We start from the raw sequence: 14,669 nt of genomic DNA, 5'->3' as shown, positions 1-14,669 counted from the left end.
CCTGACACTCGACCTGTCCACATGGACAGGAAACACCACCATCAACAACATCAAAGTCTGGGTCCGCGGCACCACCAACAACGACTGGTCCGGCACCTACGACATCGGCGCGGGCTACTTCAGCTCCAATGAACCGACCACCATGCTGTGGGACTTCGAGGACGGCACCACCGGCGGGTGGATTCCCGAGTCGAACGTGGAGTCGGTCGAGGCCGTCACGACGTTCGCCAACAGACCCCGAGCGCCGGAAGAAGGCGACTACGCCCTGGAAGCCAGCTCGGCAACGGTGCCCGCCGACACTCCGCGGGTCATCTCGGTGACGCCCGACAACCCGCTGGACCTCACCGACGCCGAACACCTGGTCATGTCGGTCAACTCCTACGGCGCCGCCGGCCTCGGGATCTCCGACTACGAGGCCATCGTCCGCGTCTGGTCCGGCGACCAGATGATCGAGGGTCAGGCGTCCGATTACCAGCCCAACAGATGGAATCTGCTCTCCGCCGACGTCAGCGACTGGGAACACCGCTCCTCGATCACGAAGATCGAAGTCAGCTTCCGCGGCCTCGGCTCGTCGGACGATTGGGGCGGACGATTCCAGATCGACAAGATCGGATGGCTGTAAGCCCAGCGATTGCGAGGCCGACGATGACAACTGGCACCACGAGAGGAGCCACGTCGTCGATGACACCGCGTAGCACCGCGATGAAATAGCAGTTCAGAAGGGTGCCCCCGGTCGGGCTCGAACCGATTGGCAGCGCGCGGTTATCGCGTCGCCGACAACGCGTCTGTCAACTGTGCGACGAGAGTCTCGAGCTGCACTTCGGACGCCGAGGACACCTCTTCGTCCGAACCGTCGAGTGCTCTGGCTGCGAGCCCGGCCTTGCTGTCGATGAGCTCCGCGATCTTTGCGTCGATGGTCTGCGCGGCGATGATGCGCCAGGCGGTGACGGGTTCGGCCTGACCGATGCGGTGGACGCGGTCGATGGCCTGCGTCTGTTCGGCATCGGTCCAGGAGAGTTCGGCGAGCACCAGGTTCGAGGCGACTTGGAGGTTGAGGCCCACGCCGGCCGCCGTCAGCGAGCACACCGCGATGGAGACATCGGGATCGCCGACGAAGGCGTCGATGTTCTCCTGGCGCTTCGTCGCGGTCTGATCGCCCCGGATCGACGAGTACCGCAGGCCTCGCTCGGCGAAGACCTGCTCGGCGGTGTCCAGCACGTCGACGTGCTTGGCGAAGAAGACGACCTTGCCGACGCTGCTTGCGAGCTGCGCGGCGTAGTCTGCGGCCAGGCCGGCCTTGGCCTGGCCGATGCGCCGGATCATGCTGAACACGTTCTCGCCGGTCTTCGCCGTGGCCGCGTCGGCCAGCTCCCAACCGGCGACTCGGCGCACGAGGTCGTGGTCGATGCCCTGCACGACGTCGCCGGAGGCCCGTGTCTCGAGGGCGCTCTCGTAGCGCGACACGAGGCGGTCGGCGAGCTCGCGCTCGGCCGCACGAATCGAGCGGCCGACGGCGTCGTCGAGCTCGACGGGCAGGTCGGCGACACGGCGGGCGGGGATGTCGGCGGCCACGTCGGCCTTGCGGCGGCGGACGATGCCCAGGTCGATCACGCGCTCGCGAGCGGCGGCACAGAACCCGGGATCGGCCGGTGTCAGGCCGGTCTGCTCGAGGGCTTCCATGAGTTCCGCGCGCGGCTTCTTCTCGTCGATCCAGCCGAGGAACTGCCAGATCGCCCTGAAGTCGTCGACGTCGTTGATCAACGGAGTTCCGGTGAGCGCCATCAGCAGGGGGCGGACGGTGCGGGCCCGGATCTGTTCGGAGAGTTGCAGGACGTGTTGGGAACGCTGGGACTTCTTGTTCTTGATGAAGTGCGCCTCGTCGACGACCATGCCGCGGAAGCCGAGGTCGCCGAGCCAGCCGATGTGACGGTCCAGCACCTCGTAATTGATGACGATGATGTCGGCGAAGCCGTCGATCGTGTCCCCGTCTCCGTGGATCACGGTGGCCGGGTGGTCGGGCGTCCACCGGCCCGCTTCGCGTGCCCAGTTGGTCTTGACGACATTCGGTACGACGGCGAGCAGCGGGTAGGCGTCCGCGGCCTGCGCGGCGAGCAGCGCTTGAGCCGTCTTGCCCAGGCCCGGCTCGTCGGCGAGCAGGAAGGTCCGGTGCCCGGACTCGGCAGCCGCGACGAGCTGCGCCTGGTGTGCCATCAGCTCCGGGACGTTCGGCACTCCGACGGAGGAGGCATCAGGCAAGTCCATGCACGCCGAGACTCCGGCGGCGGCGTGCTCGAACGAACCGAGCAGGGGGCCGATCAGCTCCCAGCTGGCCAGACGGCGCGAGCCCGACCCTCGGGGACGTGACTCGCGCGTGCCCACTGACGCGAAGTCAGGCGCGAGAAAGGGATTGGCGAGCTGCCGGGAGACGACCGACTGCGGCACCACCTGACGCTTCGTCGTGGTCGTGGCGGCCGGCGGCACGCTGGTGGTGACGTCGTCGTCACCAGGCTCCATACCGGCCGAGATCAGCATCTCGCGCTTGAGCGACCTGGCTGCGTCGCCGACGACGGCGTCCTCGTCCAGCAACGCAAGGAGCGTGGTGTCTCGGGCGGCGACCTTCGCCAGGATCGTCGCGATCCCGTCGAGGCGCTTGAGCTGCTCCGCGCGGTAGGCGTCGCTTCTCGTCGAGTCGGCCTTGACACGGGCGCGTTCCTCGCGGACCAGCAGGGCGACGACCTGGAACTGGGTGCGTATAGAGGGGCTCACCGGGCCGTGCTGCACGCCCGCCTCGACCCTGCGCACGGCACTCGCGAGCACCGGGATGATGCCGTCGTTGTCCTGGTTGCGAGCACGACGCCTGGATCGCGGCGCCGTTCGGGTGGCGCCGGGCCGGCGCTGGATGTTACTGGCCAATCGCTCCTCCTCCGGAGTGCCAGGCTCGCTAGCCGTGGCGGTAGGCAGGGCCGCACCTCAATGTCCGCCAGGGTCGCCGATGCGGCAGCGAGGCTGGGCTGGTCCCCCACCCCCGCGGCGCGGTCCCACGGATCGTCACGGGCTCCGACGCAGTAGATCCTGACGTTGTGCCCACGGGTGCGTGATCTCCGACCATCGGCCGGACCACCGTCACTTGACGGCAGTGGAGACACACCCGCTCGGGGCACCAGGCCACAAGGCCACTTCTGAGAAGAGTACCGCCCACCCAAGGCCCGCCGACGGTGCCACGACCGAAGCAGGACCCAGCAGAACTCGTACTGCTCAACGCGTATCAACCCTTGGGCATTCCCGAGATGTCGACGAAGGCCCCGGAACCTCGAGAGTTCAGCCAACGCCACGACATGCGGTGAGTAGTCGCGACAGTCGTGGGAGCGCGTGAAGGAACGCCGTCGAACCAACGCATCCTGACCGCCCGCTCAGAGTCCCTGACGATCGACCCTGAACTCCAACTCCTCAATATCGTCTGGCGCCTACTCGACCCAGCCACTGAACCGGCCGCCCTCGACCAACTCACGGCCAGTGACGACCAACTCGCATGAAATGCCCGCGACCGCCAGCCACTGGTTCGTCACCAACCTGGAAAGATGCCTGAGACGCATCCACGCAGTAGGCGGGACGGACATCGGCCAGGGCACCCTGTGCCTGTCGCCGATCTGCTCACCGAATCGCTAACCCGCCGCTATGGGCAAGGACAGCTGAATACGCTTGCAAGTTTCCGAAAGGCGATCAGTTTGCGGAACCGTAGGGCCCTTCCGACTTCGTCGTTTTCGATTCGCCGGCAGGTCCTGGGCGATCGACGGCACGCCGAACAATCTGGACCAGGAAAGTCCGCCAGACCGTCGCCGCGACCAGCATGCCGATAATCAGGGGTTGAGTAATGTCGCCGAGGTAGCCCGCGCGGCGGCGCGGGCCTCGCGGATCATCTCCGGCGAGGCGGCGGGCGCACGCCGACACGCCGGGCAGGCGGCGGCCCGGTGCTCCGGATGTATGCCGCAGCGGTCACCGACGGTTCGGACGGGCCCGAAGTCGGCACATTCGGACACCGCGCCATGCGGCGCCTCAACTGGCTCGCGTCTCCCGCTGCCGACGACTCAAAGTCGACGGGCTCGACCTGCACGGCGAAGACCTCGACGCCGTCGACGGCACCCCAGTGCTCGACATCAAACCCTGGTTCACCGAGATGGGCCCCGCGGCGAGATCCACCAGCCCGAATGGACGACCACCATGCTCCGCGACTACTGCGGGTCACCCGACTCAACCTGACGAGCGGGACAACTGCCCGGCAGAATTCTCGTGTTCGTCAGTTGGGTCGCGCGGCTTCGGACGTGGATTCCAACGCGGACTCTCGCGGGTGGGCACTGGACGTGAGGTAGAGGCGGTCGGGCCGGAACGACAGCCGGCCCACCGCGATGACACGCTCGCCTTCGGTGAACAGGTGGCAGTGCACCACCAGGAGCGGGGCGCCGGGTGCCATGTCCAGTTCCGTCGCGACGGCGCCGGCGGCGGAAACGGCCGTGGCCGCGTGATCGCTACGGATCAGTGGGACGTGCTCGACCTCCCTGAAGAACGTGGTGACGCCGTCGGTGAGGGCGTTGATCCGTACCTCGTCACCGTTCAGCCTGGTGGGCAGGGTGTGTTCGATCAACGCGGCGGGCTCTCCGTCGATCTCGTAGGTCCGGCTCACCCGGAAGACCGGGTCCCCGGTCCGGAGGCCGAAAGCCGTCGCGTTCGCGTCGTCGACGGCTTCCCTGTGCACGCTCACTCTCCGGACTGCGTGAGCAGCACCGGAAGCGCCGAGGATGCCTGACACCGAACAGATGTAGTCGATCGGGTAGGCGATCGCGTCGCCGAGCGAGAGTTCACGGGGCCCCGTGATCAGTGTGCCGACACGGCGACGACGTTCGATCTCGCCGGCGGCCTCCAGAGCCGCGAGCGCTTCACGCAGCGTTCCGCGTGACGTGCCGAGCATCTCGCTGAGCTCTTTCTCCGGTGGGAGCCGATCGGACCCACGCGTCCGGTGCTCGGCCATCAGAGCGCGGAGCTTGGCCGTCACCTCGTTGACCAGTGAGCTGCGCCCTGCGGCGCTGACACCAGACGTTGTCATCGCACGATCCCTTCAACGAATGGTCTAACCATAATGCCTGCAGTACGACCGATCAAGCGGGACGACGGTCTTGACGTGCCGATCAATCGAATGTAGAAAAGGCAACCACTGGTACAGATCTTTCACTGTTTTTGATCAGACTTTAAGTCGAACCAGTCTTTCGAGTAGGCGTCGTACGCGGCAACAGATGGGAGCCGACGTGACAACCAGGGTCAGCGCAGGAACACGGCTGGCGCGGGCGGCACTGGGCACGGCAGGTTTCGCCGTCGTCGTGTTGCTCTGGCACATGTTTGCGATCGGGCAAGTCTTCGGGCAGGGACTGCTGCCGACGCCGGCGGAGGTCGGCCGGGTCATCGTCGAGGGCTTGGGCAATGGACTCTTCGGCGATCTGCTGATCAGCTTCCGGCGTGTCCTCGTCGGCGTCACGATCGGCATCGCGATCGCCACCCCGATCGGGTTCGTCCTCGGCTGGTTCGCCACGGCCCGAGCGATGTTCAACCCGCTGGTGAACTTCCTGCGCGCACTGCCTCCGATCGCCCTCGTCCCGTTGGTGGTCATCTACTTCGGCATCGGAGAGCTCGCCCGGGGCATCGTTCTCGTCTACGCCGCGTTCTTCGCCACGATCGTGATCGTGTACGAGGGCGTCGCTTCCCTCGACGAGAAGTACGTGCGAGCTGCTCAGACTCTCGGGGCGAACCGAACGGAGATCCTCGCCAAGGTCGTGCTGCCGCTGTCGCTGCCGCACGTCATGACCGCAGCCCGGGTCTCGCTCGGGATCGGCTGGGCTTCACTGGTCGCCGCCGAGCTCGTCGCGGCACAACGCGGCCTTGGGGCGGTGATCCAGAACGCGAGCAACTTCCTGGACATCCCCCGGGTCTACGCCGGGATCATCCTCATCGGGGTCTCGGCGCTGGTCATGGACGTTGCCGTTCGGATGCTGTCGGCCTACGTGGTCCGGTGGCAGGACAGGGGAACCCGATGACATCGCAGCAAACCGAGCACCGAGGACTGTCCGTCCAGTCGATCTCGACGAGCTTCGGGGACGGGCAGGCCCGCGTCGCCGTCCTCGACGACATCAGCATGAACGTCGACGAGGGCGAGTTCGTCGCCGTCGTCGGTCCGAGCGGATCGGGCAAAAGCACTCTGCTCAACGCCATCGCCGGCTTCGCACCGCCGGACAGCGGCGAACTTCTGGTCAACGGTCAGCCCGTCCGCGAACCCGGCCCGTCACGATGCGTCGTGTTCCAGGAGTACGCCGTCTTCCCCTGGCTGACCGTGCGCCGCAACATCGACTTCGGCACCCGGCTGCGTTCCTGGACCGGGACACGACAGCAGCGTGCGCAGATCGTCGACCGCTACCTCGACATGATGGGGTTGCGCGAATTCGCCGAGGCGCTCCCGAAGACACTGTCCGGCGGAATGCGCCAGCGCGTCGCCATCGCCCGCGCCTACGCCGTGGACCCGCAGATCCTGCTGATGGACGAGCCGTTCGCCGCTCTCGACGCCCAGACACGCGAGTACATGCAGGAATCGCTGATCGAGATCAACCAGCGCGAGCGGCGGACCGTCATGTTCGTCACGCACCAGGTCGAAGAGGCGATCTTCCTCGCCGACCGAGTGATCGTCATGACTGCACGCCCCGCGACGATCCAGGAGGTTGTGCCGATCCCCTGGAAAGGGCCAGAGCGCACACACGAGATCAAGACCGATCCCGAGTTCGTACGACTCCGGCGACACATCGAAGGCCTGTTGCGATCCCCGGACGGGCACGGCAGCTGATCCACGAATCCCGCTGAGATTGAGGAGCCGACATGTGGAGAAAGACCACAGCTGCGATGGGCGCCGCCGCTCTCGCGCTGACCGCCGCAGCCTGCGGCAGCGAAGAAACCGGAACAACCAGTAGCGACGGTGAGCAGGTCGTGCGCATCGGGTACATCCCCGGGCCGGCACCGGCCATGAATCTGCTGCTTGCCGATGAACGAGGCTATTTCGCCGACGAAGGGATCGACGTCGAGCTGACGCCGTTCCAGACCGGCATCTCGCTGTCCAACGCGCTGACCGGCGGGAGTATCGACGTCGGCGTCATGGGTGCCGTCGTGGCGAACTTCCCCGCGCGCGGGCAGGGCAAGTTGTTCCTGTTGAACAACCTCGAGGCCGATATTCAGCAGATCTGGGCCGCTCCGGGGTCCGGAATCGAGTCCGTGGCCGATCTCGCCGGCCGCAAGGTGGCCACCACGACCGGCTCTGCTGCCCATCTCTTGCTGCACGTCGCGTTGAAGGCGAACGATGTCTCCACCGAGGACGTCGAGGTCGTCAATCTCGACATGCCTGCTGTCGCCAACACCTTCGTCACTGGTGGCGTTCCGGCCGCCGCGCTGTGGGCGCCCTTCGACACCCAAGTCGAGGAGCAGCTGCCCGACGCCACCCTCGTCAGCACGTCCGCGGACTACGAGAAGGCCGCCATCGCCGGCGGTTGGGTCGCCAACAACGACTACTACGCGGACAACAAGGACGCGCTCGGGGCCATCACGCGGGCCTGGCTGAAATCCAACGCCGACCTGATGAACGAACGGGAGAAGGCCCTGAACGAGGCGTGCCCTCGTCTCGAGAAGTACATGAGTCTCGACACCTGCATCGAGATCTTCGGCAAGACCCAGACCTTCACCAACGACGAATGGGCCACCTTCTACGAGGACGGGACGGCCCTGGACTGGGTCGGGCGCATGGAGCAGGTCTTCGTCGACATCGGCGCCCTGCCGGAGTTCGTCGAGCCCGAGAACTTCTTCGACACGTCGATCTACCAAGACGCGGTCAGTCAGTGACGGCGGGGCACGGAACATCAGCGGAAAGGACAGCTCGGACGTGACGACGCAGCCTCAGCGCCCGAACGTACTGCTGATCATGGTCGACCAGCTCACCGCCTTCGGGCTACGGGCATACGGTAACGACGAGGTCATCACCCCACACCTGGACGCGCTCGCGCACCGGGGCGTCGTCTTCGACAACGCCTACGCGAACTCACCACTGTGCGTGCCCTCGCGAGCGGCGATGATGAGCGGCCGGCTACCCAGCGACGTCCCCTGTAACGACAACGCCGAGGAGTTCCCGGCGTCGGTGCCGACCTTCGCGCACACGCTGCGCCGTGCCGGCTACCGGACCGTCCTGGCCGGCAAGATGCACTTCGTCGGCCCGGACCAACTGCACGGCTTCGAGGAACGACTCACCACCGACATCTTCCCGGCCGACCTCACCTGGACGCGCCCGTGGGACAGCCTGGGAGACCCGCCCAGGCTGTCCGGCCGCCAGCGCAGCGGTGGCCGTGAGTACGTCGACATCCTCGACCGCTCCGGCCCCCTTCCGTGGACCTACCAGATGCATTACGACGAGGAGGTGCGCTTCCGAACCCTGCAACGTCTGCGCGAGTTCGCCGTGGACCGCGGGGAGCGCCGTGACCAGCCGTGGCTCACGGTGGCGTCATTCACCCAGCCACACGACCCATACGCGGCTCCAGCTGAGTACTGGAACCGCTACGAGGGCCGCACGATATCCCCGCCGCAGGCACCACCACCAGCATCGACGCACACACTCGACGAGTGGGTGAACGCCTTCCACGGAGTCGACCAGCACGACGTCAGCGACCAGCAGAGCGTCGACGCGCGGCGCGGCTACTACGCGATGATCAGCTACATCGACGACGTCGTCGGTGAGCTCCTCGCCGAACTCGACCGTCTCGGCATGGCCGACGACACCGTCGTGATCTTCACCAGCGACCACGGCGACCAGCTGGGCGAGCACGGCATGTACTTCAAGCGGACGCTGCGCGAATGGTCGGTGCGAGTTCCCCTCATAGCCGCCGGCGCAGGCGTACACGGCGGCCGGAAGGTTACCGAGCCGGTCTCACTGGTCGACCTGCACCCCACCCTGGCCGAACTCGCCGGAACGACGCCGCCCGACAGCGTCACCAGGCACTTCGCCGGAGCCAGCATCGTCGGCGGCCTCACCGGCGACGGCGGCGACGATCACCCCGACGTCATCGTCGAGAACTACGCCGAAGGCACCATCACCCCCATCCGCGCGCTGATCCGCGGACAGTACAAGCTCATCCAGGCGGCAGGGCTGGCAGACCAGCTCTACGACCTGGGAACCGACCCGGCAGAGACCACCGACCTGATCGACGACCCCGCCTACGCCACCACCACGGCCGACCTACGCAAGGAGATGTCGCGATCCTGGGATCCGGACCGGACCAAGGCCACCGTTCTGGAAAGTCAACGGATCCGCGCCTTTCTCGGCGAGGCCATGGCACACGGCCGGCACCATCCTTGGGACCACACCCCCGACAACGACGCGAGCCGACAATGGATCAGAGGCACCAACGACGACCCGTGGGACCCCCTCGCAGGATTCTGACCACGCACGCAAGGAATCGGCCACACACCAGTTCAGTGCTCGAAACACGAACCGAGCCGTCGATCGTGTCGCCGGCCGAGGCGGCATCCGACCGGTCAGCGTGCCGGCAGCTCGCTGGTCCGCTTCCGAAACCCACGCCGTGTACGTACGAAGCGTCGTCGTGCCGATGCGGGATCGATGCTCGCGCAGGAGTTCGAAGCTGTCCGGGTCGCGCAACTCGCACCACGAATCGCACCACGTCGCGCACACACGCAACTCCGGGGACGCACGTACTGCTGCGGTGGGGCGCGGAACAGCCCGGGAACACGCCGTAGGCGACGTCACCGATACCGCCGGAATCCGCTGGCGTCCCCGGGCGTGGAAACGCGCTCGCGCAGCGGACGGTGTAACGCGGAACTTCACTGTGGGTTCTACTCGGCGTACTGCCGACGCCATCGCGTGCCGTCAGGGTGGCGTGTCCAGAGCGAACATTCCGCTCCTCGCGGGATGTTCCGACCACAAGGAGACGTCGAATGACGCATCGCAGCACGGCCGCAGTCCTGTTAGGGGCGGTGATCGCCACGGCCGCGGCGATCCCGCAGGCCACGGCATCGCCACCCACTCAGGCAGCCGCAGCACAGTCCGCTGAACCGACCGGCACCTCGTCCGGCCAAGACGACGAGACGGTGACGTTCGACGTGTTCAGCGACATCCAAGGTCACCTCGACGACCTCGAGGATGTGCTGGACGCCGCCCACGCACTCGACCCGGAAACCGAGGGTTTGGTGATCAACGGCGACATCGTGGACCGCGGCTACTCGTTCGAATACGACGACGTGCAGGCTCGCCTCGACGCCGCCGACCGGAACGGACCGGTCGCCGCGACCATCGGCAACCACGAGGCGTACGCCGGAGCCTGGTGTGACGAGCGGACGCTCTGCCAGCCGAGTTGGCCCAACGGCTGGACCGAGGAGGCGTTCTACGGCAACTTCCTCGACTTCGCCGAGCGCGACTCGGTGTACGGCGAGTATTCCTTCGGCGGCGTACCCGTCCTCGTGACCGGCACCGAACGGCTGATGTGGTGGGAGGACCTCAACCTCGACGACCACGTCTACCTGAGCGACACTCAGCTCGACTGGCTGGACGAGCGCCTCCGCCATCACTCTCGCGATGGCCGGCCGGTGTTCGTCTTCACGCATTACCCGCTGGCCGACACCGTGAGTGCATCGGACAGGAGGGCCGGACAGTTCCACCTCCAGGACGCCGAACTTCGATCCGTCCTCGGCGCCTACCCCAACGCCGTCCTGTTCAGCTCACACACCCACGCCGACCTGCGTGATGACGACTGGGCCACCCGCGTCACGGTTCCCGGCGGGCACCCCGACGGCTTCGTCGCCGTCAACACCGGCGCCGTACTCAACCACCAGTACCTGCATGTGACGAGCGGACCCGACGGCGCCGTCATTCGCGCACGTGACACGTCAGCGGACACATGGGTCGGACGGATCGATGTACCGAGGGTGCAGCCCAGCTCCCCGGGGCTCGCGTCCGTTGCGGTCGACGTAGCCGAGGAGGCTGTCGCCCCTGGCGACACGGTGCGGATCGAGGCCACCGTGACCAACGTGGGCGGGCGGCCGATTCCGTGGGCAGATCTCACCGTCGAGGTACCGGACGGATGGTCCGTGGAACCGGTGGACGCACCGCCCGCGGGCCGGCTGACCGACGGCGACCGGCGCAGTGCCACCTGGGACGTGACCGCGCCGGGCGACGCCGCCGCTGACGTCGTCGACGTGATGGTGCGCGCCGTCGACCGGCGTGGCGACAGCCTGGGTGAGGGAACTTCGCCCCTGCGTGTCCCGTCGGCACCGGCCGGGACGCCGTACGTGTCGGACCTTCCCTTCCTTCGCGCCGACAACGGCACCGGGCCGGTGGAGCGGGACCTGAGCAACGGCGCTACGGCACCCGGCGACGGTCCGGCTCTGACGATGTCCGGAACCACCTATTCAAAGGGGCTCGGCACGACGGCGGACTCGCACACCTCGGTGTATCTCGGTGGTGCGTGCACACGCTTCACGGCGACCGTCGGGATCGACGACCGGGCACCGCAGGCGTCGCAGCGCCGGCCGCACGACGGCCGGGACGACGGTGGCGACGTGGTGCTCTCCGTCCGCGCCGACGACGGCGTCGTCTACGAGTCGGTAGTCATGCGACGGGGAGACGCTCCCGAACAGGTCGACGTCGACGTCACCGGAGCCGAGCGACTGCACCTCATCGTGGACGCCGCTGACGGCAGCACCGCCTGGGACTACGCCGACTGGGCCGACGCACGCCTGACCTGCGCGAGCTGACCCGAAGAACCAGCGAGCCCTGAGCCGGGCGTTCGTCCGCCCGGCTCAGGGCTGCTGAATGAACGCCGTAGCGTGTTCGACCAGCGTCACCAGAACGACCTCGACCGACGCACGCTCCCGGACTTCAGTGACGACGTACAGCACCTCTGAGCCGATCAGGAACGCATCGCGGATGTCCTCGACATCGTGCTCCTGCACAGCGTCGAAGCGTTGAGCGCGACAGGAACGGAATGCCCAGGGGTGCCCCCGGTCGGATTTGAACCGACACTGTGCGGATTTTAAGTCCGCCGCCTCTGCCTATTGGGCTACGGGGGCGCTGCCGCAATCAGCGTACGGGAGGGAGCGCCACGGCTACAGGTACGTCTGGCGGGCGTACACGGCGTGGGCGCCGGCGACCCGGTCCAGGAAGAGGTATCCGTCGCAGTGGTCGACCTCGTGCTGGAGCGCCCGGGCCTCGAATGCGTCGGTCTCGACGACCACCTCTTCGCCCGATCCGGGCAACCGGCCGCGCACGGCGATCCGGCTCGCGCGCTTCACGTCGCCGGTCAGGTCGGGAACGGACATGCAGCCTTCACGCCCCTTCTCGTTGCGCGTCGCCTCCTCGACGACAGCGTTGCACAGGACGAACGTGCCGTGCACCGTCCGCGCCTTCGGATGGCCGGACACGTCGACCGCGAACACGTGCCGTGCCACGCCGACCTGGCTCGCGGCGAGGCCCACGCACCCTGGCGAGACCCGCATGGTGGCCACGAGGTCCGCGGCCAGGCGCACCGTCTCGGGGTCGGCCGGATCGACCGGCGACGACGCGGCGGACAGCACCGCATCGGGCGCCTGCATCACCGGCAACACCCGGCCGTGGATGCCGAGTTCCGCCTCGGTCCAGTCCTGCAGGCTCACAGGACGTCGGTGTCCTGGGCGCGGAGGGTGACGTCGACGCCCAAGTCATGCCCGACCGTACGCAGCCTCGTGGCCAGCGCCGGCGCATCGACCTCGGCCGGCAGCTCGACCTCGGCGACGACGACGTAGAGATCGCCGGTCAGCCGGGTGGTGAGGTCGGTGATGTTGCCCCCGGCCTCGGCGACCTCGCGGGTGACCGCCGAGACGATGCCGGTCCGGTCGCCGCCGTGCACGGTCAGCAGGTACGGGTGTCCCGCAGGGCCTACACCGTCGTCGTCGGGAACGAACCTGGCCGACACCTCCAGCTGGCCGTCAGCGGTGAGCGGCGCCAACGCGTCCTCGACCTGGCGTGGTGAGCAGTCGCCGGAACAGATCAGCATCATGGCGAAATGCCCGCGCAACCGCGTCATGGTGGAGTCTTCGAGGTTCAGGCCCAGACCGGACAGACCGGCGGTGGCCGCGGCGATGATGCCCGGCCGGTCGTGGCCGATGACCGTGACGGCGATGTGGTTCACGTGCTCCATTCAATCGGACGGACCATGGGCATGTCGCTGCGGCCGTCGTCATGAGGACGCACGGCGAGTACCTGGTGGATCCCGATGCGTCCGGCGTCGAACGACAACGCCGAGCCGGCCATGTACAGACGCCACACCCTCGCCCGGCCCTCGCTGGCCGCGTCGACGGCACGCGACCAGCCCGCGTCGAGGTTCTGCACCCAGCTGCGCAGTGTGCGGGCGTAGTGCTCACGTAGCGCGTGCACGTCGCGGACCTCGAACCCGCCGGCCTCCAGGCGGTGGACGACGTTGCCGATGGGCAGCAACTCGCCGTCCGGGAACACGTACGCGTCGATGAACGTACGGTCGCCACGGACCTGGGTGGCGCGCCGGCCGCGACCGTTGCGCACGATCTGATGGTTCAGCAGCCGCCCGCCGGGACGCAGCAGCTCGTACAACCGGTCGGCGTACTCCGGCCACTGCGCGGCGCCGAGATGCTCGGCCATACCCACACTCGCGACGGCGTCGAACGGGCCGTCGTCGACGTCGCGCCAGTCGTCGCTGCGGACCTCGGCGAGCTCGGCCAGGCCGCTGTCGGCGATGCGCCGCTTCGCGTACTCGGCCTGCTCGGTGGAGACGGTGACGCCGACCACCCGCGCGCCGTACTCGCGGGCGGCGTGCAGGACCAGCGAACCCCAGCCGCAGCCGACGTCGAGCAGGCGCGCGCCCGGTTCGAGCCCGAGTTTGCGGCAGATCAGGTCGTTCTTGGCGCGCTGGGCGTCCTCGAGCGTGTAGTCCGGGCCGTCACCCGTCCAGTAGGCGCACGAGTAGACCATGGACGGCCCGAGCACGGTTTCGAAGAACGCGTTGCCGACGTCGTAGTGATGGCTGACGGCGGTGCGGTCGCGGCTCTTGGAGTGCTGCTCACCGCCGAGAGCGGCCTCTTCGACCGGAGCCTTCAGCGGCGGGCCGACCGCGCCGAGCACCACCGCCACCCGCATGACGTCCGCCCGCTCGGCCGCGGTGAGCCGCGGGCGACCGTTTATCGAGCGCACGGCGTCGTCCAGCCGGGACAACGCCTCCTCGAGGTCGCCGTCCACGTCGATCTCGCCGGCGACCCACGCCCGCGCCAGGCCGATCTCGTCCGGCTGCCAGAGCAGCCGCCGCAGCGCACGCCGCGAGTTGATGACCAACGTCGGGCCGCCCGCGTCGCCGTCCTGCGCACCGTCCCAGGTGCGGATGGCCAACGGCAGCGGGTGCCCGAGGAGACGCTCGACCAACGAGCTGATGCGACCGGCCGCTCCACCACTCGACATGACGACCTCCCCTCCGTATACCCCTGACCGTTACCGTATCGGCGGCTGCCGACACGTTCACGCGGCTTGCGGCGCGGATCACCGGCCGGAAGTCCATCAGCCGCGGACGTCACGAGGCATCTGCACG

At 67.6% G+C, this 14,669-nt stretch carries 11 protein-coding genes, 1 tRNA gene and 2 pseudogenes; 7 read left to right on the top strand and 7 right to left on the bottom strand.

Annotated elements, in window-relative coordinates:
- Positions 1–622 (top strand): annotated as a pseudogene (locus CLV30_RS26395) (hypothetical protein); the annotation flags it as partial.
- Positions 623–762: 140 nt separating this feature from the next.
- On the opposite strand, the gene CLV30_RS09800 reads toward CLV30_RS26395, so the two are convergent.
- On the bottom strand, positions 763–2,913 hold the full coding sequence (locus tag CLV30_RS09800) for a DEAD/DEAH box helicase (protein WP_106537002.1): 2,151 nt from the start codon (positions 2,911–2,913) through the stop codon (positions 763–765).
- A 1,091-nt stretch (positions 2,914–4,004) separates the two neighbouring features.
- Here CLV30_RS09800 and CLV30_RS27825 point away from each other — a divergent pair.
- Positions 4,005–4,257, top strand: a pseudogene (locus CLV30_RS27825) (TrmO family methyltransferase domain-containing protein); the annotation flags it as partial.
- 37 nt (positions 4,258–4,294) lie between these two features.
- Here CLV30_RS27825 and CLV30_RS09790 read toward each other — a convergent pair.
- The gene (locus tag CLV30_RS09790) at positions 4,295–5,098 is read right to left on the bottom strand and encodes a GntR family transcriptional regulator (RefSeq protein ID WP_106537001.1); all 804 of its coding nucleotides are present in this window, start codon (positions 5,096–5,098) and stop codon (positions 4,295–4,297) included.
- 199 nt (positions 5,099–5,297) lie between these two features.
- Here CLV30_RS09790 and CLV30_RS09785 point away from each other — a divergent pair, with 199 nt between their 5' ends.
- From CLV30_RS09785 to CLV30_RS09765, 5 genes are all read left to right on the top strand, one after another.
- The gene (locus tag CLV30_RS09785; protein WP_165358596.1) at positions 5,298–6,080 is read left to right on the top strand and encodes an ABC transporter permease; all 783 of its coding nucleotides are present in this window, start codon (positions 5,298–5,300) and stop codon (positions 6,078–6,080) included.
- Positions 6,077–6,877: an ABC transporter ATP-binding protein gene (locus CLV30_RS09780; RefSeq protein ID WP_106536999.1), complete on the top strand. Its 801-nt coding sequence runs from the start codon at positions 6,077–6,079 to the stop codon at positions 6,875–6,877. Before CLV30_RS09785 ends, CLV30_RS09780 begins: the two co-directional genes overlap by 4 nt.
- 32 nt (positions 6,878–6,909) lie before the next feature.
- Entirely contained in the window at positions 6,910–7,920 is a 1,011-nt protein-coding gene (locus tag CLV30_RS09775; protein WP_106536998.1) for an ABC transporter substrate-binding protein, read from the top strand.
- 40 nt (positions 7,921–7,960) lie between these two features.
- The gene (gene betC, locus CLV30_RS09770; RefSeq protein WP_106536997.1) at positions 7,961–9,508 is read left to right on the top strand and encodes a choline-sulfatase; all 1,548 of its coding nucleotides are present in this window, start codon (positions 7,961–7,963) and stop codon (positions 9,506–9,508) included.
- Between the two features lie 512 nt (positions 9,509–10,020).
- The gene (locus CLV30_RS09765; RefSeq protein WP_106536996.1) at positions 10,021–11,835 is read left to right on the top strand and encodes an NPCBM/NEW2 domain-containing protein; all 1,815 of its coding nucleotides are present in this window, start codon (positions 10,021–10,023) and stop codon (positions 11,833–11,835) included.
- Between the two features lie 45 nt (positions 11,836–11,880).
- Here the strand turns inward: CLV30_RS09765 and CLV30_RS26390 are convergent, their stop codons facing one another.
- The 5 genes from CLV30_RS26390 to CLV30_RS09745 all read right to left on the bottom strand — a co-directional run bounded on the left by CLV30_RS26390 (position 11,881) and on the right by CLV30_RS09745 (position 14,542).
- The gene (locus CLV30_RS26390; protein ID WP_165358597.1) at positions 11,881–12,033 is read right to left on the bottom strand and encodes a hypothetical protein; all 153 of its coding nucleotides are present in this window, start codon (positions 12,031–12,033) and stop codon (positions 11,881–11,883) included.
- A 43-nt stretch (positions 12,034–12,076) separates the two neighbouring features.
- Positions 12,077–12,150: transfer RNA gene (locus CLV30_RS09760), tRNA-Leu, on the bottom strand.
- A 36-nt stretch (positions 12,151–12,186) separates the two neighbouring features.
- Entirely contained in the window at positions 12,187–12,672 is a 486-nt protein-coding gene (locus tag CLV30_RS09755; RefSeq protein WP_106537040.1) for a peptide deformylase, read from the bottom strand.
- A gap of 56 nt (positions 12,673–12,728) precedes the next feature.
- Entirely contained in the window at positions 12,729–13,247 is a 519-nt protein-coding gene (locus CLV30_RS09750; protein WP_106537041.1) for a glycine cleavage system transcriptional repressor, read from the bottom strand.
- Positions 13,244–14,542 carry a class I SAM-dependent methyltransferase gene (locus tag CLV30_RS09745; protein ID WP_106536995.1) on the bottom strand — a complete coding sequence of 433 codons (1,299 nt, stop codon included), beginning with the start codon at positions 14,540–14,542 and terminating at the stop codon, positions 13,244–13,246. Before CLV30_RS09745 ends, CLV30_RS09750 begins: the two co-directional genes overlap by 4 nt.
- Positions 14,543–14,669 lie beyond the last annotated feature (127 nt).

The sequence above is a fragment of the Haloactinopolyspora alba genome, from assembly GCF_003014555.1.
Taxonomy (GTDB): domain Bacteria; phylum Actinomycetota; class Actinomycetes; order Jiangellales; family Jiangellaceae; genus Haloactinopolyspora; species Haloactinopolyspora alba.
Note: the sequence above shows the minus strand (reverse complement) of the source record. Positions and strands in the feature narration are given on the sequence as shown.